General features: G+C 64.4%; 19 protein-coding genes. 2 read left to right on the forward strand and 17 right to left on the reverse strand.

The window, feature by feature from the left end:
* Window positions 1-20: 20 nt before the first annotated feature.
* The 8 genes from mnhG to JL101_RS26265 all read right to left on the reverse strand — a co-directional run bounded on the left by mnhG (window position 21) and on the right by JL101_RS26265 (window position 7,585).
* A complete protein-coding gene (mnhG, locus tag JL101_RS26230; RefSeq protein ID WP_203102205.1) occupies window positions 21-491 on the reverse strand; it encodes a monovalent cation/H(+) antiporter subunit G in 471 nt (156 codons plus the stop codon).
* Window positions 488-769: a K+/H+ antiporter subunit F gene (locus JL101_RS26235; protein WP_203102204.1), complete on the reverse strand. Its 282-nt coding sequence runs from the start codon at window positions 767-769 to the stop codon at window positions 488-490. The genes mnhG and JL101_RS26235 overlap by 4 nt, the downstream gene beginning before the upstream one ends.
* Window positions 766-1,254, reverse strand: coding sequence for a Na+/H+ antiporter subunit E (locus JL101_RS26240; RefSeq protein ID WP_203102203.1), 489 nt, complete (start codon window positions 1,252-1,254; stop codon window positions 766-768). Before JL101_RS26240 ends, JL101_RS26235 begins: the two co-directional genes overlap by 4 nt.
* Window positions 1,251-2,885 carry a monovalent cation/H+ antiporter subunit D gene (locus tag JL101_RS26245; RefSeq protein WP_228435172.1) on the reverse strand — a complete coding sequence of 545 codons (1,635 nt, stop codon included), beginning with the start codon at window positions 2,883-2,885 and terminating at the stop codon, window positions 1,251-1,253. Before JL101_RS26245 ends, JL101_RS26240 begins: the two co-directional genes overlap by 4 nt.
* Entirely contained in the window at window positions 2,882-3,226 is a 345-nt protein-coding gene (locus tag JL101_RS26250; protein ID WP_203102202.1) for a Na+/H+ antiporter subunit C, read from the reverse strand. The genes JL101_RS26245 and JL101_RS26250 overlap by 4 nt, the downstream gene beginning before the upstream one ends.
* Window positions 3,226-6,192, reverse strand: coding sequence for a monovalent cation/H+ antiporter subunit A (locus JL101_RS26255; protein ID WP_203102201.1), 2,967 nt, complete (start codon window positions 6,190-6,192; stop codon window positions 3,226-3,228). The genes JL101_RS26250 and JL101_RS26255 overlap by 1 nt, the downstream gene beginning before the upstream one ends.
* Window positions 6,193-6,287: 95 nt before the next feature.
* Window positions 6,288-6,773, reverse strand: coding sequence for a PTS sugar transporter subunit IIA (locus JL101_RS26260; RefSeq protein ID WP_203102199.1), 486 nt, complete (start codon window positions 6,771-6,773; stop codon window positions 6,288-6,290).
* Between the two features lie 593 nt (window positions 6,774-7,366).
* Complete coding sequence (locus JL101_RS26265) at window positions 7,367-7,585, reverse strand: hypothetical protein (RefSeq protein WP_203102198.1); 219 nt, start codon at window positions 7,583-7,585, stop codon at window positions 7,367-7,369.
* A gap of 460 nt (window positions 7,586-8,045) precedes the next feature.
* On the opposite strand from JL101_RS26265, the gene JL101_RS36975 reads away from it, so the two are divergent.
* The gene (locus JL101_RS36975) at window positions 8,046-8,399 is read left to right on the forward strand and encodes an ATP-binding protein (RefSeq protein WP_203102197.1); all 354 of its coding nucleotides are present in this window, start codon (window positions 8,046-8,048) and stop codon (window positions 8,397-8,399) included.
* 238 nt (window positions 8,400-8,637) lie between these two features.
* The gene (locus JL101_RS26270; RefSeq protein ID WP_203102196.1) at window positions 8,638-9,192 is read left to right on the forward strand and encodes a DUF2231 domain-containing protein; all 555 of its coding nucleotides are present in this window, start codon (window positions 8,638-8,640) and stop codon (window positions 9,190-9,192) included.
* A gap of 508 nt (window positions 9,193-9,700) precedes the next feature.
* Here JL101_RS26270 and JL101_RS26275 read toward each other — a convergent pair.
* The 9 genes from JL101_RS26275 to JL101_RS26315 form a co-directional block, all read right to left on the reverse strand.
* Complete coding sequence (locus JL101_RS26275) at window positions 9,701-10,795, reverse strand: cytochrome-c peroxidase (RefSeq protein ID WP_203102195.1); 1,095 nt, start codon at window positions 10,793-10,795, stop codon at window positions 9,701-9,703.
* Window positions 10,796-10,938: 143 nt separating this feature from the next.
* Window positions 10,939-11,457 (reverse strand): DUF4142 domain-containing protein, encoded by a 519-nt coding sequence (locus tag JL101_RS26280; protein WP_203102194.1) that lies wholly within the window; start codon window positions 11,455-11,457, stop codon window positions 10,939-10,941.
* Entirely contained in the window at window positions 11,454-12,458 is a 1,005-nt protein-coding gene (locus tag JL101_RS26285) for an FAD:protein FMN transferase (protein ID WP_203102193.1), read from the reverse strand. Before JL101_RS26285 ends, JL101_RS26280 begins: the two co-directional genes overlap by 4 nt.
* Window positions 12,459-12,473: 15 nt before the next feature.
* A complete protein-coding gene (locus JL101_RS26290; protein WP_203102191.1) occupies window positions 12,474-13,007 on the reverse strand; it encodes a nitrous oxide reductase accessory protein NosL in 534 nt (177 codons plus the stop codon).
* On the reverse strand, window positions 13,004-13,834 hold the full coding sequence (locus JL101_RS26295; protein ID WP_203102190.1) for an ABC transporter permease subunit: 831 nt from the start codon (window positions 13,832-13,834) through the stop codon (window positions 13,004-13,006). The genes JL101_RS26290 and JL101_RS26295 overlap by 4 nt, the downstream gene beginning before the upstream one ends.
* The gene (locus JL101_RS26300; RefSeq protein WP_203102189.1) at window positions 13,831-14,769 is read right to left on the reverse strand and encodes an ABC transporter ATP-binding protein; all 939 of its coding nucleotides are present in this window, start codon (window positions 14,767-14,769) and stop codon (window positions 13,831-13,833) included. Before JL101_RS26300 ends, JL101_RS26295 begins: the two co-directional genes overlap by 4 nt.
* Window positions 14,769-16,088, reverse strand: a complete 1,320-nt coding sequence (locus tag JL101_RS26305; RefSeq protein WP_228435173.1) for a nitrous oxide reductase family maturation protein NosD — start codon at window positions 16,086-16,088, stop codon at window positions 14,769-14,771. Before JL101_RS26305 ends, JL101_RS26300 begins: the two co-directional genes overlap by 1 nt.
* A gap of 83 nt (window positions 16,089-16,171) precedes the next feature.
* A complete protein-coding gene (nosZ, locus tag JL101_RS26310) occupies window positions 16,172-18,124 on the reverse strand; it encodes a TAT-dependent nitrous-oxide reductase (RefSeq protein ID WP_203102187.1) in 1,953 nt (650 codons plus the stop codon).
* A 16-nt stretch (window positions 18,125-18,140) separates the two neighbouring features.
* The gene (locus tag JL101_RS26315; RefSeq protein ID WP_228435174.1) at window positions 18,141-20,447 is read right to left on the reverse strand and encodes a NosR/NirI family protein; all 2,307 of its coding nucleotides are present in this window, start codon (window positions 20,445-20,447) and stop codon (window positions 18,141-18,143) included.
* Window positions 20,448-20,533 lie beyond the last annotated feature (86 nt).

Consider the following 20,533-nt stretch of genomic DNA (forward strand, 5'->3'; position numbering starts at 1 on the left):
TAAGCCTCACCGTCAGAACCTCAAAGACTACTATCTGACTGCACGGGGGCAGCGTTTTTCGCGCTCTCACTCTCCCGCGCGATGACTGTGGCGCTCGTGTTTACGGGCGGCTGGGGAGAGCCATCGGGAAAGTCGGGCGGCAAAGGTGGCGGCGGTAGCGGAACCTCGTCGCAGCCTTCGCTGCGGTCACGGTACAGTGCCGCGCGTGCCAGCAGCATCAGCGTGACCGGCGTGGTGACGACCATGAGGACCGCGATCAGCAGCTCGTGCAGCACCAAGCGCGTCTGAAGCACGGAGAAGAACAGCATCGAAGCGAGCAGCACGCAGCCGATCCCCAGCGTCGTGCCCAGCGTCGGCGCGTGGATCCGATCGTAGAAGCTTCCGAGCCGCAGCAGTCCGAGCGAGCCGGTCAGCGTCAGGCCGGCGCCGAGCAGAAGGAGCAGTGCTGTCGGCAGCGCCGCCCAGATCGGAAGGTCCGCGGCATGGGTCATTCGATCACCTCTCCGCGCATGAGGAACTTCGCCAGCGCCGCCGTCGCGACGAAGCCGAGCAATGCTATGATCAGCGCCGCTTCGAAGTACAGCGTGCTCCCGGTGCGCATGCCGAACGTCAGCAGCAGCATGATGGCATTGACATACAGGGTATCGAGCCCGAGCACCCGGTCCTGGGCGCGCGGCCCCCGCAGCAACCTGTACACAGCACAACCCATCGCCAGGACCAGCAGGATCTGAGCCAGGAAAATGGACCAGGTCAGCAGCGCCGCACTCATTCGAATATCTCCATCAGCCGCGTCTCATAGCGGTTCTTGATGATCCGGACCCACTCCTCCTCGTCGATCAGGTCGAGGACGTGCAGAAGCATGGTGTTGTCGGCGGAGTCGTACTCCACCCAGATCGTGCCGGGCGTGGCCGTGATGATGCAGGCCAGCGCGGCGAGTCCGTAAGGGGCGCGCATGTCGAGCGGGATCCGTACGAACCCCGATCTCCGATGCCGCGCCCCCGGACGGAGGATGATCCTGGCGACGGCATTGTTGGAGCGGACGACTTCAGCCAGCACCACCAGCGCGAGCCTGAGGGCAGCACGAGGCCTTCGGAACCTGGTCTTCGGCGGATCGAGTGCCGTCAGCGCCTGGGCAGCGCCGATCGCCAGCGCGCCGCCCAGGATAATGGTTCCCGGTGCCATGCTCCCGGAGAGGAGCAGCCACAGGGCGAGCAGGCCGACGGTCAATACGGGGAAGGGAAGCCACCGTCTCATGGAGCACCTCGCCCGGCCTGTTCCGTCGCCTGAAGTGCCGGCAGCACGTTCCGGACGTAGTCCCGTGGCATGTGCAGCGACTGGGCGGTCGCTTCCATGTAGCGCAGGGCCGGCCCGGCCTGGATGGTCAACACCAGGCAGAGGGCCAGCAGCAGCATGATCGGAGCGATCTCGGTCACCTGCACCCGCGGCACCTCGTCCGCCGGCGACGCCCAGAATGCGTCGATGCCGGCGCGGGACATCGCGACGATCGTCGCCAGACCGGACAGGATGAGGGCGGCGAGCAGCACCCAAGCCGTGGAGGGCACACCGTCGCCGGATCCCAGCAGGGGCGCCAGCATGGCGAACTTGGCGAGGAACCCGGAAAGCGGCGGCAACCCCGCCAGCAGGAGCGCGCAGCCGATGAAGCCCATGCCCAGGATCGCCATGGTCGCCGGGATCGCGACGCCGACCTCCTCCTCCTCGTCCAGATCCTCCTCCTCGGCCTCGCCGAATGCCTCCCGCGTCACGGCTAGGACGTCCGCGCCGACTTCGCGGCCGCGCTCGACCAGTTCGATCAGCAGGAAGAACGCGGCGATCGCGGGGACCGAACTGGCCAGGTAGAAAAGCGCGCCGCCGGTCACCGCGACCTGGCCGGTGCCGATCGCGGCCAGCAGTGTACCGGAGGAGACCAGTATGGTTGCACCCGCCAACCGCGCCATATTCTGCGTCGCCAGCACCGCCACGGAGCCGAAGGCAATGGTCAGCAGTCCGCCGAAGAACAGCCAGGTGCCGCCGAACCCGGCCGAGTCTCCCGCGCTCTCGCCGAACAGCAACAGCCACAGCCGGAGCACGGCGTAGATGCCGACCTTACTCAGGATCGAGATGATCGCGGCGGAAGCGGTGCCGGCCGCGGCGTAGGTGGTCGGCAGCCAGAAGCCCATGGGCCACATCCCCGCCTTGACCAGGAAGGCGATGCCCAGGATCGCGGCCCCGGCCTCGACCAAGGCCCGGTCCTCGCCGCGCAGGCCGGCGATCCGGCCCGCCAGGTCGGCCATGTTGAGCGTGCCCGCGAGGCCGTAGATCATGCTCACGCCTATCAGGAACAGCAGGGAAGCCAGCAGGTTGATTGCGACGTAATGCAGCCCGGCCCGGACGCGGGCGGTGCCGGAGCCGTGCAGGGCCAGCCCGTACGAGGCGGCCAGCATGACCTCGAAGAAGACGAACAGGTTGAACAGGTCGCCGGTCAGGAAGGCACCGTTGAGCCCCATCAGCTGGAACTGGAACAGCGGATGGAAATGGGCTCCCGCCCGCTGCCAGTGAGCCAGCGAGAACACCAGGGCCGCGAGCCCGAGGACGCCGGTCAGCACCAGCATCAGTGCCGAGAGCCGGTCCAGTACCAGCACGATGCCGAACAGCGAGGGCCAGTCGCCGAGCCGGTACACGCGCACCGCGGCGGTATCCGCACCCGGGATCGCGCCGTCCGCCAAGAGCAGCAGCAGGATCGCCGCGGCGAGCTGCAGGAGCGCCGATGAAATGCCGACCGCCGCCTTGAGCGGGCGCCGCCGTTCGCCGATCAGCAGCATCAGCGTTCCCGCCAGGAGCGGGATGACAATCGGCGCGATCGTCAGGTGGTCCATCCAGCCGTTCAACGCTCCGGCTCCTTTCCGTCAACGTGGTCGGTCCCGGTCAGGCCGCGCGCGGCGAGAAGCAGGACGAGGAACAGCGCCGTCGTGGCGAAGCCGATCACGATGGCGGTGAGGACCAGTGCCTGGGGCACCGGGTCGGCCTGCAGGGCAAGGTCTCCCGCCATGCCCTTATCAAGCACCGGGGCGGCCCCCGTGCGGAGCCCGCCGGTCGAGAAGATGAACAGGTTGACGGCGTAGGACAGCAGTGAGAGGCCGATGATCACCTGGAAAGTGCGCGGCCGCAGCAGCAGCCAGACGCCGGATCCGGTGAGCACGCCGATGCCGAGAGCCAGGATAAGCTCCATCAATCCTCTCCCGCCGGAACTTGTTGGGGTTGCGGTACAGGGACCTTCGTCGGCGCTGGATCTGTGCCGACAGTCCGCGGTGTGGCACGGTGGCCGCGGACCGACTGGTGGGCGAGCGCTATGAGCATCAGCACGGTGGCGCCGACCACCAGCGCGAACACGCCGATGTCGAAGATCAGGGCGCTCGCGGTTGGAACCTCCCCGATGATGGGCAGCTCCGCATAAGCGAAGTAGGAGGTCAGGAAGGGTCGGTCGAACAGCCAGGCGGCCAGCCCTGTTCCGGTGGCGAGCAGCAGCCCGACCCCGATCCAGCGCAGCGGACTGATCCGCAGGCGGGTCTCAACCCACTGGGTGCCGCCGATCATGTACTGGACGATCATCGCGATTGATGCCGTCAGCCCCGCCGCGAAACCGCCGCCCGGCAGGTCGTGGCCGCGCAGCAGCAGGAACAGTGCCACCATGACGATCACCGGGAACAGCAACCGCGTGAGGACGGAGGGGATCAGCAGCCAATCGGCGACGGTGTCGCCCTCCCGCCGGTCCGGCCGTGCCTTGTCATAGGCGCTCTGGTCGCGCTGCTGCTCCGGAACGTCCACACTGTCGGGAGCGGGGCGGAAGCGCCGCAGCAGCGCATAGACGGTCAGCGCCACCGCGCCCAGCACGGTGATCTCGCCCAAGGTATCGAAGCCGCGGAAGTCCACGAGGATCACGTTGACGACGTTGGTGCCGCCTCCTTCAGTGTAGGCACGCTCCAGGAAGTGCTGCGCCAGGAGTTCGGGAGGAACCCTGGTCATCACGCCGAAGGACAGGGCCGCCATGCCGGCGCCGGCGGCGACGGCGATGCCGAGGTCGCGCAGGCGGCGCGTCATGGTGATCGGCTCGGAGGCGCGTGAACCAGGCACATCGAAACGCTTCGGCAGCCAGCGCAACCCGAGCAGCAGGAGAACGGTGGTGACGACCTCGACCAGCAGCTGCGTCAGGGCAAGATCGGGTGCCGAGAACCAGACGAAGGTCACGCAGACGACCAGCCCGGTGCCGCCGAGCAGGATCAAGGCTGCGAGCCTGTGGAACTTGGCCTGCCAGGCGGTGCCCAGGGCGCAGGCGGCACCGACCGCCCAGACGAGCGCCAGCACGGGATCGATGTCCGAGGGCGTCAGGTTGCCCGGCCCGGGCACACGTATGTAGACGGCCAGGGCCGCGGCCAGGACTGCCACACACACCACCAGCCGCAGCTGGGGCTGCAGGCGACGGGTGCCGAACAGCCCCTCGAGCGTCCGCGCCAGGCGCCAGGAGAGAAAGACCAGGGCCCTTTCGAACATGCGCCGGCCTTCCAGCCCGCGGATCACGGGGGGACCATCGACCCCCCTCAGCAGATGCCGCTGGAGTGCCAAGTAGAGAACGAAACCGCCGGCCATCGCCGTCAGGCTCATCATCAGCGGACGATTGAAGCCGTGCCAGACCGCCAGGCTGTACTCGGGCGTGGCCGCACCCAGGGCGGAGTGCGCCGCCATGTCGAGGTAAGGCCCCACCGAAGCCGCCGGAAGGACGCCGATGATGATGCAGGCCAGCACGAGGATCTCCACCGGGAACCGCATCCAGGCCGGCGGCTCGTGCGGCGTGCGCGGCAGGTCAACCGGATCCGGGCCGAAAAAGGCGCCGTGGATGAAGCGCAGGGAGTAGGCGACGCTGAAGGCGCTCGCCACCGTGGCGGCGAACGGTAGCACGTCGAGGAGAAGCGAAAACGAGGCCTGGGCCGACAGGGCCTCGGCGAAGAACATTTCCTTCGACAGGAAGCCGTTGAGCAGCGGCACGCCAGCCATGGCCGCGGCGGCGACCAGCGCCAGCCGCGCGGTAAAAGGCATCGACCGGTTCAGCCCGGAAAGGCGTCGGATGTCGCGGGTGCCCGTCTCATGGTCGATGATGCCCACCGCCATGAACAGCGACGCCTTGAAGGCCGCATGGTTGATGATGTGGAAGATGGCTGCCACCATGGCCAGCTCGCTGTTGAGACCGAGCAGCAGCGTGATCAGCCCCAGGTGGCTGATGGTTGAGTAGGCCAGCAGCCCCTTAAGATCGTGCTGGAAGATCGCGATGTAGGCGCCAAGCAGCAGCGTGGCGAGGCCGGCCGATCCGACGATCCAGAACCAGGCCTCGGTCCCAGCCATCACGGGCCATAAACGCGCCATCAGGAACACGCCGGCCTTAACCAGGGTCGCCGAATGCAGGTAGGCCGACACCGGGGTCGGGGCCGCCATGGCGTGGGGCAGCCAGAAATGGAACGGGAACTGCGCGCTCTTGGTCAGGGCGCCGAGCAGGATGAGGACCAGCGCCGGCAGGTAGAGTGGATGTGCCCGGATCCGGTCGCCCGAGGCCAGCACGAGGTCGAGGTCGTAGCCGCCGACGATATGACCCAGGATCAGGACGCCGGCGAACAGGCACAGCCCGCCGGCGGCGGTGACGGTCAGCGCCATCCGGGCACCATCGCGGGCGGCCGCAGTGTGGTGCCAGTAGCCGATCAGCAGGAAGGAGAAGAGGCTGGTCAGTTCCCAGAAGAAGGCCAGCTGGATCAGGTTGCCGGAGAGCACCACGCCGGTCATGGAGCCCATGAAGGCGAGGAGGAATGCGAAGAAGCGGGGGACCGGATCCTCCGCCGACATGTAGTAGCGCGCGTAGAGCACCACGAGGGCCCCGACGCCTGAGACCAGGCCCGCGAACAGCCAGGCGAAGCCGTCCATCCGCAGGGAGAAGTCAAGCCCGAGGGTAGGCATCCATTCTGAAGTGTGGCGGATGACGCCGCCCGCCGCCACCGTCGGATAGGCGGCCCACACGAGGGCGAGCCCGATCAGGGTAGTCGCGGCCGCCAGCCACGCCGCGGCGTTGCGGGCGTGGGTGGGCAGCAGCCCGGCAACGACCGCCCCGATGAATGGGAGACCGACGGCGGCGATGAGCAGCAAGGCGTCTGGCATTGTCCCCTACGGCAGAGCGTTACGATGAGGCGGCGGGGTAATCACACGTTCACAGGCCCGGCTGTGATGCGCGGAATTCACAAGTGGGAAAGTGATCATGTCTCCCCTGACGTGGCGTCCTGGCCTATGCTTGGGACCGTCAGCTGACGCACGAGCTGGACCACCTCCTCGGGCGTCTCGGCGAGCCGCAGGCGGCGCAGGGACTGCGGCTCGCGCAGCGCCCGACAGATCTCCGACATCGCCGGCAACAGGCCCTTAGCGGCTCCCACCGGCCAGAGCACCAGGAACACGAGATCGACCGGCTCATCATCCCGGGCATCGAAGTCGATCGGGCGTCGGAGCCGGGTGAAAAGGACGACCGGCTGTGTTCCGCTGAGTTCCGCATGGGGAAGTGCGACTCCTCTGCCGAGAGCCGTGGAGCCGATCTGCTCACGCGCCCGCAGAGCCTCCAGGATCTCCTGGCTGGAGCATCCGAGCCGGCTTGCGGCCTCGGCCGACAGGGTCTCAAGCAGGCTCCGCTTGTTGTTCGCGCTCACGTCAAGGAAGACGTCCGCGGCGGAAAGGAGGTCCGAAATCGCCATCCGTTTCTCCATAGTAGCGGTAATCCTGCCCTGTGTTTCGGATGCTGCCCGTGAGCCCGCCCCTCATCGGAGCTGCGGGCGAGTGCAATCCTCAACCATGACAGGACCGCGCGTCCTAAGCGGGGAGCAGGGTAGATTGCAAGCCCCAATGATCAGCCATCTGCGATGCTATCATAGTCCCCGGGGAGGATGCTGCCCGTTGAGCCCTGCGCTGCGAGATCTGAAGCAAGAGCACGCGTTGGACCAATGGAAGTGAGGTGAGCAGCAGAGTCCGGCACCGATCCCTCCCTGGAAAAAATGGCAAGACTTTCCTCTTCAGATAAGTCCTGAATGAGCTGTTTCAACCAGAATGAACAATTTTGGTTCACAGGATCAGCCGAATGGTTCCGAAAAACCTGATTTGAACCGGATCGGGGCGATGGCCCCGTTGGAAATGTTGATAGTGGATGGTATGCGGTCGCGCGGAGACTACCTATCGATCAGGGAAGCAGTGTTCGGTTGTCGTGCACGAAACCTGACTCCGCACGGAAACCTGCTTTCGCGAAGGTGCATCGAGGCGATTGTCATCGCATCCGATTCCGCACTGACACGCTTCAAACTGGCATACCGGAGTCTTCTGGTTTAATCCTGATTTTGCGGCCGGGTGACCGCCAAGCGCCAGAGTTGCCCTGGATATCCATCAACGGCCTCCTCGGTGAGGAAGAAAGCAGCGGGCGCATGAAAGACATTCCGGTATTGACGGCGGTCAGCGTCCCGGTTTTCGCTGCCCTGCCGGGCATGGGGCTGCCCTCGGGGTTGTTCTGGATCACCATGGGCATTATCCTGGTGGCGCTTGCCTGGAGTTGCTGTCGGTTGGCACTGGTTCCGGGAATCCCTGGAGCGCCGAGCACACAGAGGAGCAGCCGGCCAATTGAGGGGCCGAATGGGCCACATGTCCGCGCGTGCGGTGCCCGGGGTCCAGGTCACATACAAGCTGCTCTGGCGGAGCTCCGCGGTGGGTGTCGCGCTGTTCCTGCTCCCACCCACCGCGATGCGCCCCGACCCCGTCCATGTTGTTGCCGCCTACGCGGTACTGGCAACCTGGTGCTACCGGGACGGTATCGTGTCGAAAGGCCGCTGGATCCCCTCCCTCGGCGAAGCATGCGGCTGGTTCCTGATCGCTACAATGATCACCTGGTTGCTCCTCTGGGGGCTCGGTTCCGCCGGCGCGCCAGACGAGTACGATATCCCTCAAAGAGGGATTGGAGCTCGCTAGCCTTACTGTGCTGGGTGATGAGAAATGAAAGGATTGTGAGATTATCGGAGCGTCTGGAAGGTCTGACCCATGCTTATGATTGTGAGGACCATGCCGGCCGTCGGCGACAAGTCACCTGCTTCGAGAGCCTGGATCTGAAGGCGACCCGCAGCCTGGACAAAGGGCTGATCCGCGATCCGTTCACCTGCCGCTGGCTAACCGAGCACCGCCTCGTGATCTGGACCGGGGCGACCGGTACCGGAAACACCTGGATCGCCTGCGTCCTGGTAATCAGACGGCGCGCGGAAGCTTCAGCGTGTTTTACACCCGGCTGCCGCGCCTGTAGGACGACATCGCGACCGCGTGCCTCGGCTCTCGAGCCGGCACTCTGATGCGGCTACTTGCGAAGATCGATCTCTTGATCCTCGACGACTGGATGATGAGCGAGCTGACTGCTGATCGATCATCCCGGCCTCCGAGATCTCCCTGACCAGTTGGTTTGGCGAGATTGAGGATACTACTTATCCCGAAGCTATCCTGGATCGCACTAAAATGGGCACTTCCCGAGCTTATTCATGCTCTCGCGGAATGCCGCACAACCGTGCCTGTTGCGGCCTGAGAAACGGAACCATGGAGAACATAGCGATGCGGGAGACAGCAGAGAGAATCCGCAACAGTGGCTCGAGCACTCCCTCGGACGAGCGCCGAGGAGCTACCAGTGTCGCTGCCATCGGCAAGCACCCAATCCACCCAATGCTTATTCCCTTTCCGGTTGCTTTCCTGACGGCGGCTCTGGGAACGGATGTGGCGTACGCTAGAACAAGGGATCCGTTCTGGGCCCGATCATCGATGTGGCTGCTGCGCCTGGGCCTCGTATCGGGAGCCGTTGCCGCGACGGCTGGCGCCGTGGACTATGTCTCAATCCCCCGTGCGCGCAAACACGCGATCGGACCTCTCCATGCCGTCGGCAACGCAACAGTGCTGGCCCTGTCCCTGGGTAACCTGGCGAGCCGCTGGAAGGATCCGGAAGAAGCTGTCATGCCTCGCGGCTTGGCGATGTCGGCCGCGACAGCGGCGCTGCTCGGCGTAACCGCCTGGGCTGGCGCTGAACTCGTCTATAGGCACCGGGTGGCTGTTGTTGAGGAGGAGGATGCGGTTGCGGATGATCTCATCGGCCAGCACTGAGAACGTGCGCTCAGCTCGTCGCCGTGACTTGGGCGACAGGTTCGACCTGACATTTAGTCCCTTGCCGTCGCAAACCCATTAGAGAACCGTGGTGGAAAGAGGCGAATCTGGTCCGGCATGACACTGGGCACTGCTCACAGGCTTCCGGATCATCGCAGGTCCCGTCGCGAACTGCGGTGAGCCGGAGGATGAGATCACGCATGGCTGGTGAGCGCGAGTCTTCGCGCGAACTGAGATGAGCAATTGCTTCTTCAAGACGATTCTGAAAGCCATACATGGATGGAGACTTGTCTTTCCTGGGTTAAAATTTCCGAACACACGGCGTGATGTGGGAAAACACCTATACACCTGTCCGAGTAAAAATAATGTTTCGGTTCCAGAAGCACTTGATCAGGATCAAGGCACTCGAATTTTCCGGTTTATCTAAAATGTCAGCTCCCTACCACACCCAGAAAGCAGGTGAAATGGGGTGTTTGCAAGACGTCCGGTCTAATAGCTGTTCCTGGCATCAGCGTACCGGTGAAGCCCGCTCGACAGCGTCGTCCTTTTCCAAAGAGTTCCTCACGAGCGGCTCGGGTCGCGGGGTTTTCGTCGTACTGACGGGAAGCATCGGCATCTCGACACGCGGCTGCTCGCCCGTAAGGGTGTGGAGAAAGGCTGTGATCGCACCGACCTCGTCGTTGCTCAATTCCTTGCCCAGCTGACTGGTGCCCATGATGGCGACCGCCTGTTCTAGGTCCCACACTTTGCCTGTGTGGAAGTAGGGAGCCGTCAGGGCGACGTTGCGGAGCGGCACGGCGCGGAACACGTACTCGTCCGAGGCGGTCTTGGTCACGGCGAACCGCCCCTTGTCGGTTTCCGGCAGGATGTCGCTGCCGGGACGCTCGACCACGCCGAAGGGAAAGTAATCCTGCCCGCCAAGATTGACCCCGTTGTGGCAGGCGGAGCAGCCGGTGTCCATGAACAGGCGCAGCCCTTCCTTCTCCTGGGCATTCAGCGCGTTGGCATTGCCCTCGAGATACTGGTCGAACCGTGACGCGGGCGTGATCAGCGTGGCCTCGAAGGCCTCGATCGCCCTGGCGACATTGTCGAAGGTGACGGCTTCCGCCTCGCCCGGGAAGGCCGTCGTGAACCGCTGCTCGTACTCCGGCATGCTCTTCAGGACCGCCACGACCAGTTCCGGGGTGGCCGCCATCTCGACGCCGGCCTGGATCGGTCCCTTGGCCTGGGTGCGCAGATCCTCCGCCCTCCCGTCCCAGAACTGGGCGGCGTTGAACACCGAGTTCAGAACAGTCGGAGAGTTTCGCGGCCCCTTCTGCCAGCCGTGCCCGATGGAGGTCTCGAGATTATCGTCGCCGCCCATCGCCAGATTGTGGCAGGAGTTGCAGCTGAGAATGCCGCTGGCGGAAAGACGGGGGTCGAAGAACAGCATCCGGCCCAGTTCGGTCTTCTCGCGCGTCACCGGATTGCCCTGCACGGCCGGGACCATGGAGGGGACCGGCTTGAACGTCTCGTTGGCACGTTTCACGAGGTCATCGTCGGCGGCCCAGGCGATTCCTGATGCCATCGTGATCACGGCGGCGGTGAACATGGTTCCCTTCATCACGTCCCCTTTGCCTGTCGTCAAAACAGTGATCCGTCCCTAGTGGGAACAGCTGATGCATTTATCCGTTCCGGCTCTTTCTCGCATATAACTGGTCGCTCACACCGGCAGCAATGAATGGCTGTGAAACCTCATAAAGGCGATTAGTTCAACGGCAGGTCACGCGCCAGCGCCAAGTTTTCTTCGAGGCGGGGAGCCATCTTGCCCGCGAACGATTTAATCTCCGCGACTTGGCCGCTCTCGGCCTGATGGCGGAACAGGGCAACCAGGCGCTCCTGCCGGGTAATGATCTCGGGGACGAACCGCTGCGCGAACTGCTCTCCGGTCCAGGTTTTCATCCCCTCGATATCGCGCTGCGCCTCCTCGGTCATCCGGGTCGGCAGCTGGAGGTGCTGCTGCTGGGCGATCTGGTTGAGAGCGTCCTGGAGATCCGCATTGACCTCGTTGAGGCGGGCGCCGAAGCGGTTGATCGCGGGGTTGGTTCCCTTGCCCGAGGCAAGAACGCCTAGCTGGTGCGAGGCCAGGACCTGACGCGCCGCCTCTTCGGCAAACTGTTTGTCGAGCGGCATGTTCGAATCGGCCGTTACCTGGTTCTGCTGGGCCAGGGCTGCGCCGGTTGCTCCGCACACCGTCAGAAGAGCGGCTACGATCAGGTATTTCATGACAGGTCTCCTTTGCGGGTTTGTGTTGTTCCGTCGGGGCCGGTGAACAGAGCCATAGAGCCGCCGGCAGCACTCAGCACCCTGTCGGCCTCAGTCATGGGCATCAGGGTCAGGGCCGTCGATAAGGCGTCGGCCGTGGTGGCATCGTGCGCAACCACGGAAACGCCGGCATACCGCCCGGCGCTTGTTCCGGTCGCGGGGTCGAGGAGATGATAGAAGCGACCGTTGGGATCGAACTGGAAACCAGTCGCGGCGGAGGTCGCCACGGCCTGATCCTTTATGTCCAGCTTGCGTGCGATCCGGCCCGTTTCCCGCGGGTCGGTCAGGCCGACCTGCCACGCCCGTCCATTCGGATGAGTACCGACGGCCCGGATCTCGCCGAGGTCCGCCAGTACGCTGTCGCATCCTCCCGACCGAAGGATTTCAGCAATTCGATCGGTAATGAAACCTTGGGCGATGCCATTGAGTGTGATAGCCATGCCTTTTTTCGCGAAGACCACGCGGTCCGCTTCAATCAGCAATCCGTCATATCCGACTAGATCAAGGACGCGTTCGACGGCATTCCGGCCAGGACCTTCGGCAGCGGCGTCCGCCCTGGAGAAATGGTCGGCGTAGAGTTGCCATAGCGGTTGAACGGTGACATCGAAAGCGCCGCCGGTTAGCCGGCTGAACCGGACGCAGTCGCTCAGCAGCACCACCAGATCCGACGGCGGACCGTCCAGATGTCCTTCACGGTTCAGCCTGCAAAGTGCCGAGTCCGGGCGGTAGAGGCTGAAGATGCTTTCCAGACGGCCGATCTCCGCGACGCATCGCTCGATCAGGCGGTCGGCCTCCTCAGGATTAGGATGGTGGACCGCGATCGATGCCGGCCCGCCAAGTGCGGCACCGCGCCACCGGCGCAGCAGGGGGGATGCCATGGATGCCGGCAGCGGCATCAGCCCCATTGCGGCGACACCTGCGGCGAGGTTCAGAAACCGGCGGCGCGAGAGGAGCAGTCCCATCGGTGGCATCTCCGTTCAATGACCCGAATGATCCGAACCGCCCAGCACATAGCTCTCGGGCACCGCGTCGAAGGCGACGACCTCGCCACCGTGAGCTTCGGCGAAATGTCGGGCAGCCTGCTCCTGGCCGAAGGGGACCGCCTCGTCCCCGCCCATACCGCCCTTCCTGGTGCTGCCGATCACGTACCAGGCGCGGCGCGCATCGACCCAGGTCCCGGGTTCGGGATGATCCCAGTCCTTCACCGCGGCCATGTCCGTCACGTAGATCGCGGCGATGTCCTTAGGCTCCTCGGGCAGTTTAGTGAAGGCGATGGCATCACGGGCGGAGGAGAACCAGACCGGCTCGTCCCGGCTTTGCAGGATCGCCTGCCCCTTGGGGCCGGAATGCTCGGCGAGCGCCATTCCGCAGTAGTGCCCTATCGCCTCGTCCGTCACCTCGTGCGGAGCTGGGGGAGCTGACGCCTGCTGCTCCTCTCCGCAGGCCGCGAGCAGCAGGAGCACCGCTCCCAGGATGGTCGATACCAGGAAGGTTGGTACAGGCCGCATCATACTTGCCTCTTCTGAAAGAGCAGTGTCGCCACGCCCAGTGGCACGGCGATCCAGGCCGCCAGCGCGGTCAACAGGAGTGCCGGCGGCAGGCGCAGGGTCTCGGCCAGGCCGGCCATGCCTGCGAAGACGCTGACGTTTGAGAAACCGGTCAGGTTGAACAGACGGTAGGCATCCGCCGGGTTCAGCAGCAGCAGCACGTTGACGATCTCGGGGGTCATGATCCGCCCACCGTCCACGACGAGAACACCCAGAAGCGCCATGTCGTAGAGCAGGACGAACAACAGCCAGGCTCCGACCGCAAGCCCCGCCGCCGTGCCGCGGTTCCCGACCGCAGCACTGATCAGGTAGCCGAGGGCTACGAACGCGGCGCCGAGCAGGACGGAGGATCCGATCATGGCGGCGAAGGGCCGCCATGCGGCAATTCCGTCGCTGTTCCCCGCTGTGGCCAGGGCAAGGCCGGCGGCCCCGTAGCCGAGCACCGTGGCGAAAGCGAGGATCGACACGTGCCCCAGGAACTTGCCGATGATGATCTGCAGGCGGGAAACCGGATATGTCAGCAGCAGCATCATGGTACCGCGCTCGAATTCCCCGACCAGCGCATCGTAGGACAGCAGCAGGGCTATCAATGGCAGCAGGAAGATCGTCAGGCTGGACAGGCTGACTACGGTCACCTCGACCGGACCGACACCGACGGCTCCTGTCGGGGCACTACCGAGGAAGGACAGGGTTAGGGCGAGGGCCGCCATCAGCACCGTAATTGCCAGAACCCAGCGATTGCGGAGACCGTCACGGATCTCCCGGCCGGCAAGGGTCAGGATGTGCCTCATCCCGCGTGCCCTCCATCGAGGAACTGCGCATACAACTCATCGAGCGTCGGTGGAAAAATCTCGATGTCGCGGACGGCCGGCCCGAAGGCGGCGGCCCGCCGAACGACCTCCATCTTGCTGTCGTCGCCGCAGGTGAGATCCACAGCGAAGCCGTTCATTTCCCCGCCGCTGATGCTGGGGGCGTTGAGGGCGGTGCCATTGAGCTGTCGGATCAGGTCCTCTGCAGAACCCGCAACCGAGATCCGCATGCGCACCGGCAGGCGCGCGATGGAGCGAAGCTTCTCGATGGTCCCGAGCGCGATCAGGCGGCCCCGGTCCATGATCGCGACGCGATCGGTCTGTCCTTCGAGTTCAGTCAAGGCGTGGGAGGACAGAAGGACGGTAGCGCCCGCATCACGCAGATCCGACACGATGGCATAGAAGTGCTGGCGAAGCTGCGGGTCGAGGCCGGTCGTCGGCTCGTCGAGCAGCAGCACGCGGGGCGAGCCGAGCAGCGCCTGGGCAAGACCGAGACGCTGGCGCATGCCCTTGGAATAGCCCCCGACTCGTTTCCCTGCCGCATCGGCGAGGCCGACCCGCGCCAGCAGATCGCGCCCTTCCCCCTTCGGTACGCCTTTCAGCCTGGCGAAGAAGGTGATCACTTCCGCGCCGGTCATCGACGCGTTGAAGGCGATGGTTTCGGGCAGGAAGCCGACGCCGTTGCGGGCCCGCACCGCGGAAGATGCCGCGGGATCCTCGCCCAGCACGCGCACGATTCCGGCCGAGGGACGGATCAGCCCCAGCATCAGCTTCATCAGCGTGGTCTTGCCGGCGCCGTTGTGGCCGACCAGGGCCACGCTCTCACCCGGATTGAGATCGAGATCAACGGCCTGGACCGCCATTTGGGATCCATAGCACTTCTCGATTCCCAGCATTTTGATCGACGGGTTGGTCATCAGCCCGCCTTCGCGCTCTGAAGCGACAAGCTCAGTTCCTCCGGAGGTTCCGGCATGACCGGCCGTGGGGTCGGCGGCCGGATCAGGGGGCGGGTATCGACGACGCCGCCCGGCGTGAGAGCGGGAAACTGCTTCTGGGCCCACCGGATGACCTGGATGCCGGGGCTGTTCAGGAGCAGCTTGGCGGCAGGATAAGTCCAGACAATGCGGTCGATGATGTCGTTGGGGCGGTATGCCTCGTCCGCGATACCGTCGCCGCTCAGGTCGAACGCGGCGTTGTCGCTCCAGTAGTTTCCCCGGCCCTCGACCGACCAGTCCAGGGAGCGCGTTCCGACGTACTTGACCTGGGTGCGGTTGTTGACGAAAGCGTTCCCGGAAAGCTGGTTGCGTTCCGAACCGGCCGTGAAGTGAACGCCGATCGCGCAGTCCTCGAACCAGTTGCCTCTGAAGGCATTCCGATTGGCGTTGTAGATGAAGACGCATTTACCGGTAGCGTCTCCGGCAATTGCCAGATCCGACCCACCCTGTGGAACGTGAACTCCGTCATCAGCCTCACCTTCCGACAGCCCAGCCGGTCCTTGCGTCCGCCGGCCCAGGACCACGTTGCCCTCTATCCGGGAATTGTTGGCTGCGTTGAACAGGAGGCCGTGATCGCGGCTGCCGATCGACCAATTGTCCAGGACCCTCAGGCGATCCGAGAACATGATGGCCAGGGCCGCGTGACTGCCGACCGACACGTTGCCGGACACCTCGCTGTCGTTGGTGTACATGTAGTGGACCGCAAAGCGCACCCCCTCGAACCAGTTGCCCTGGAACAGGTTGCGCCGGCTGGTCACCACGTAAATGCCGTCGCGGCCATATCGGATGCGGTTGCCCACCACCTTGGCGTCAGGCGCATTCCAGACCGAGATACCATTGCCGGCTTCGGCGGTCCGGACATCCCGCAGGCCGGTGATCAGATTGTGCCGGACCTCGGAGCCCACAGCTCCATGCAGGTAGACACCGTAGAGATTGTTCTCGAGACGGTTGGCCTCGATAACCGACCGGGTCGCCGTCCGTTCAATGAAAATGCCGGCATCCATGGCCTGGAGGTCGCGTCCGGAGCCGCGAACCTCCAGTCCTGAAACGACTGTCCCGGCGGCCTGGATCGTCACGACGCTGCCGGTACTGTTTCCTTCCACAACAGCACCCGGCATGCCCTGCAGGGTGATGCGCTTGTCCAGCCTGACCGGCCCGGCATGAATGCCGGGCCGGAGAACCAGGACATCGCCCTCGGCCGCTTCCGCGACCGCGGTCTGAAGATCGCCACCGGCCGGCACCGACCTCTCAGCCGCTGGTGCGGGACTCGCCGCGGCGAGAGCCACGGCGAGTCCGACCCATACCCGGCAGGTCACGCAGGCGATCATGTTGACCGCGGTTCGACAAGCAGGCGACCGCGCATTTCCATGTGCATGGCGTGGCAGAACCAGGTGCAGAAATACCAGTGAACCCCCGGGCGCTGGGCGATGAAGGTGACCGACGCCGTCGCCTGGGGTGCTATCTCCATGTTAATGCCGTAGTTGATCAGGCAGAAGCCGTGGGTGAGGTCCTCCACCTCGTCCATGTTGGTGATGAAAATCGTCACCTCGTCGCCCTGCTTGACCTCGATCTTCTCCATGCTGAACGCGGGTGCGACCGAGTGCATGTAAACCCGCACCTTATTGCCGTCGCGCACGATCTCGTTCGCGTATTCCAGTTCGATGCCGTCCTGGGCGGCTTGCCTGCGGGCATCCTCCCAGAACGGATCCTGACGATTCCAGATGTGCACCGGATTGATCTTTGACGCGTGAACGATGGTGGCGTCATGCGGTTCGGCGAAGCTGGGGCTGTCGTGAACGAGGCGCATCTGCTCGCCGGAGATGTCGATCAGCTGATCGCATTCCGGCTTCATGGGGCCGACATTGATGAAGCGGTCCTTGGAGAACTTGTTCAGGGACAGCAGCCACTTGCCGTCGGCCTCCTTGGTCTGGCCCATGGAGGTGTGATTGTGGCCTGGCTGGTAATGGACGTCGATCTTCTGGATGATCGGATCGACCTTCTCGCCCTTGTAGGCGCGGATCGCCCGGTCGATGTTCCACTTGACCACCTGGCTGTCGATGAACAGGGTGGTGAAGGCGTTGCCCTTGCCGTCATACGCGGTGTGGAGCGGCCCGAGGCCCAGCTCCGGCTCGGCCACGATGCAGGCGCGCGGGTCGATTTTGTCGTCGAACAGGGCGTCGAACTGGCGGACGTCAAGCACCGAAACGGTCGGCGCCAGCTTTCCATTGACCACGACATGGACGCCGTCGGGCGCCGTGTTGATGCCGTGCGGGCTGTTCGAGATCGGGATGTACCGGGTGTAGCGCGAGCCGTGCCGGCCGTCGATCACCGGCACGCCGTTGATTTCCTTGTAATCCTTGTTGCGGACGGCTTCCTCGATCCTGGCCAGGTTGAAGACCACCGCCCAGTCCTGCTCCTTCGCCATCATGTCGGCGAGGACCACGCCTTTTTCCGAATTGTAGCAGGTCGAGAAGGCGTACTTGCCCTGGTAGTCGGCATCGGTGTTGTCGAGGTTGCCATCGACCATCACCTGCCAGGCGACCTTCATAGTATCGCCGTCGATCGCAGAGAAAATCGACCAGTACTTGTCCGGTTCGTCCAGGATCTTGCCGTCATTGGGGAGCGGCACTTCGTACTCGCCGTTGCAGAAGACATAGCCGGTCCGCGGGAATTTCTGCACCCGCATGCCATGGACCGTGTTCTGGTTCGGCAGCTCGATGATCTTGTCGCAGCGCATGACGTCCAGGCGGATCCGGGCGACGCGGGTGTTGGCCTTGTCGTTGATGAAGAGGTATCGACCGTCATAGGTCCCGTCGGTGAACGACAGGTGCGGATGGTGGGTGTCGCCGTTGGTGTAGATGCCTCCCTTGTCCGCAAGAAACTCCCGGGATTCAGGGCGCAGCCCCTCGGTCAGGATCTTGCGGCTCTCGTTCGTCTGTCCCCATCCCGTGGCGCTGCAGCGGTTGAACACCGGGATCCGGGTCATCTCACGCATGGACGGCAGGCCGAAGACACGGATTTCGCCGCTCTGGCCACCGCTGAAGAAAACGTAGTAATCGTCGAGCTGGCCAGGTTCCAGGTGTGAGGTGGCACCGCCCTGCTCCGCGGCGGCGACCGGGGTTGGCGCCAGGAGGGACTGGCCGACCAGGGTTGCCGCGGCACCTCCTCCGGCGCCGGTCAGTCCAGCCAGGGTCGCCAGCCTCGCGGTGCCGCCGAGCAGTTCGCGCCGATCGATCGACATTGCCTGTTCGACAGTTTTCTTCGTTTCTTCGGACATTTTCCCATTCCTTTGCTTATTTTAGGGGGTCAGCGCTCCTCGCGGGAACCGCCTGCAGCCGGCCGTCCGGAAGGTCCGTGATTTCCGCCTTCCGGCCGGCCGGCTGCATCGTCGGAGATGACATTGCCTGGCGTTTCTCACGCTTGAGGCGCTTCTGGATCACCACCGGGCATTTATGATCATGGTGATAGAGCATCTGGCAGTGCATGCAGTAGATGCACTCGTTGACATTGATGTGCCCTTCCGGGTGGATGGACTGGACCGGGCACTCGGTTGCGCATCGCTGGCAGGGGCTGCCGCATTCGCGATAGCGGCGCAGCCAGTCGAACATGCGCAGGCGCGCGGGGATCGCCAGTGCGGCCCCGAGCGGGCACAGGTAGCGGCAGAAGAAGCGCTCGATGAACAGGTTCGCGACCAGCAGCGCGATTGCGAAGGTGACAAACGGCCACTCTCGCACGAAGCGCAGCACGATCGCCGTTTTGAACGGTTCCACCTCGGATACCTGCTCGGCGAGCGTGAGCGAGTAGAGCGACAGGCCGAACAGCGCCAGGAAAATGACGTACTTGATCGGCCACAGCCGCTCGTGCAGGCCCCACGGCACCCGGATCTGAGGCACCCTGAAGAAGGTGCGCCCGATGCGGTTGGTCAATTCCTGCAGCGCCCCGAACGGGCAGAGCCAGCCGCAGAATGCGCCGCGCGCCCAGAACAGCATCGCCGCGGCGACCGCGGTCCACAGGATGAAGACCAGTGGGGACAGCAGGAAATAGTCCCAGCTGAAGCCGGTGATCAGCGCATTCGTGAAGGTCAGGACGTTGACCACGGAAAGCTGCGCCGTCACCCACCAGCCGAGCCAGAGCAGCGTGAAGGACAGGACCGCCAACCGGACGCGGTCATACAGTTTGGGCCGCCTCACCAGCTGATGCTGGAAAAAGAAGATGCCGGTCAGGATGCCAAGCGACGTCCCGAGGATCGCGATATCGACAGTTGAGCTCCGCCAGATCCGTTGCCATAGGGGCTCCTCAGGGAGTCCGGCAGTCTCTATGTTGCGCGGACGTTCCTGAGCGGCTGTCCCTTCCGGAGATGAAATTTCCTCGGCGAGGACGTCCGGCGTGTCTGCCACCACGGCGCGCTGCTCGGTCCGGACATAACGCTCGGGAAGCTCGTAAGCGACATCGAAGGTCAGGAATGCCTTGTCCCGTGCGCCGATGGAACGCTGAACCAGCAGCTGAAGACGCCACGATTCGACGGGGTTCAGTTCAGTCCCCTCCGGGACGGCAAAAATGGAGATTTCCCGGAAACGGGGGGCACCGTCGGCGCCGAGCTGGTTGATCCGCTCGTGGTTGCGATCCCGGAAGCGGATCGTCTCCTGGTCCTGGATGATCTCTATCCGATCGAAGATACCGCCCCGGACGTAGCCTGATCCCTTGAAGCTGTAAGTGCCATTGCCGGCGACCAGGATTGCCTGCTGACCCGACTTGAGACGTTGCCGCAGACGGTCGTAAGCCGCCTCGCCCAGGAGTGAGCGTCCGATCGTCGGCACGCTCACCGGGGCCGTGTAGAGATCGATGAAGGTGTCGTCCGCCTGGCCCGGCTCCGGGCGCGCGGCCGCGGCCTCGTTGCCGGATCGAACGAAGGCTTCGTTGATGTCGCCGACGGTCAGGTGAAGGCGGCGGATCGAGCCGTCCCCGACCAGGCTTTCCCAGTCGCGGTTTTCCGCTGCAGTCATGTCGATGGTTCGCATGGCCGGCGGAATGGCGGCTGTGACCTCCGGCTGCGCACTGCCAAGGCCGCGCATCTGGGCGACACGGCCGGCGGAGCGCATGATGCTGTCGCCCATCACCATCACGGTGACAGTGGCGCCGCTCACGATGTCAACCGACGTTCCAGACTCGGTCACGGAAGCGGGACGCAGCACGTTCCGGCCGACATAACCTCCGATGAAAGCGGTGATCTTCTCCTCGGGTATGCCGATCAGGACGATCGGCTCCTTATGCTCGACAAGTCTGGCCCCCGCGATCGTGCCGTCCAGCGCGAGGCCGACGACGATGTGGATCGGCTTGCCCGAGTAACCGACGGCGTTGACGAAGTCGGAGTTCAGAAAGGCGTAGCCGAGCAGACGGTCACGCTGGTAGGCCGGCGCCACGGGCGGCGATCCCTGCAGCGGACCGAACCGATCGGCCTCGGGAAAAACCTGTGCCGGTTCCACCCTCCCGAGGAAGTTTGCCAAGCCGGCCGCCTGCTGCGCCGGTGACAGTGTCGGCGATACGCAGACCGCGGCGATCACCGCTGACATGAACAGGAGAAACCTGATTGCCTTCGTCATGCCGCCACCTTGAGGTGGGGCAATACTGCAGACACGCGGCCCTTGCGGAGAGTCTGCCGGTTGATCAGTATCGACGCACCGAACGG

It is taken from the genome of Skermanella rosea, assembly GCF_016806835.2.
Lineage (GTDB): Bacteria > Pseudomonadota > Alphaproteobacteria > Azospirillales > Azospirillaceae > Skermanella > Skermanella rosea.

Excerpts from the sequence above, each read along its gene's own strand:
- JL101_RS26240 (WP_203102203.1), bottom strand. The coding sequence starts at position 1,254 with ATGAGACGGTGGCTTCCCTTCCCCGTATTGACCGTCGGCCTGCTCGCC.
- JL101_RS26295 (WP_203102190.1), bottom strand. The coding sequence starts at position 13,834 with ATGAGGCACATCCTGACCCTTGCCGGCCGGGAGATCCGTGACGGTCTC.
- JL101_RS26250 (WP_203102202.1), bottom strand. The coding sequence starts at position 3,226 with ATGGAGCTTATCCTGGCTCTCGGCATCGGCGTGCTCACCGGATCCGGC.
- nosZ (WP_203102187.1), bottom strand. The coding sequence starts at position 18,124 with ATGTCCGAAGAAACGAAGAAAACTGTCGAACAGGCAATGTCGATCGAT.
- JL101_RS26275 (WP_203102195.1), bottom strand. The coding sequence starts at position 10,795 with ATGAAGGGAACCATGTTCACCGCCGCCGTGATCACGATGGCATCAGGA.
- JL101_RS26235 (WP_203102204.1), bottom strand. The coding sequence starts at position 769 with ATGAGTGCGGCGCTGCTGACCTGGTCCATTTTCCTGGCTCAGATCCTG.
- JL101_RS36975 (WP_203102197.1), top strand. The coding sequence starts at position 8,046 with ATGAGAAATGAAAGGATTGTGAGATTATCGGAGCGTCTGGAAGGTCTG.
- JL101_RS26265 (WP_203102198.1), bottom strand. The coding sequence starts at position 7,585 with ATGGTGATCCAGAACAACCCCGAGGGCAGCCCCATGCCCGGCAGGGCA.
- JL101_RS26280 (WP_203102194.1), bottom strand. The coding sequence starts at position 11,457 with ATGAAATACCTGATCGTAGCCGCTCTTCTGACGGTGTGCGGAGCAACC.
- JL101_RS26255 (WP_203102201.1), bottom strand. The coding sequence starts at position 6,192 with ATGCCAGACGCCTTGCTGCTCATCGCCGCCGTCGGTCTCCCATTCATC.
- JL101_RS26315 (WP_228435174.1), bottom strand. The coding sequence starts at position 20,447 with ATGACGAAGGCAATCAGGTTTCTCCTGTTCATGTCAGCGGTGATCGCC.
- JL101_RS26285 (WP_203102193.1), bottom strand. The coding sequence starts at position 12,458 with ATGGGACTGCTCCTCTCGCGCCGCCGGTTTCTGAACCTCGCCGCAGGT.
- JL101_RS26300 (WP_203102189.1), bottom strand. The coding sequence starts at position 14,769 with ATGACCAACCCGTCGATCAAAATGCTGGGAATCGAGAAGTGCTATGGA.
- mnhG (WP_203102205.1), bottom strand. The coding sequence starts at position 491 with ATGACCCATGCCGCGGACCTTCCGATCTGGGCGGCGCTGCCGACAGCA.
- JL101_RS26290 (WP_203102191.1), bottom strand. The coding sequence starts at position 13,007 with ATGATGCGGCCTGTACCAACCTTCCTGGTATCGACCATCCTGGGAGCG.
- JL101_RS26260 (WP_203102199.1), bottom strand. The coding sequence starts at position 6,773 with ATGGCGATTTCGGACCTCCTTTCCGCCGCGGACGTCTTCCTTGACGTG.
- JL101_RS26270 (WP_203102196.1), top strand. The coding sequence starts at position 8,638 with ATGGAGAACATAGCGATGCGGGAGACAGCAGAGAGAATCCGCAACAGT.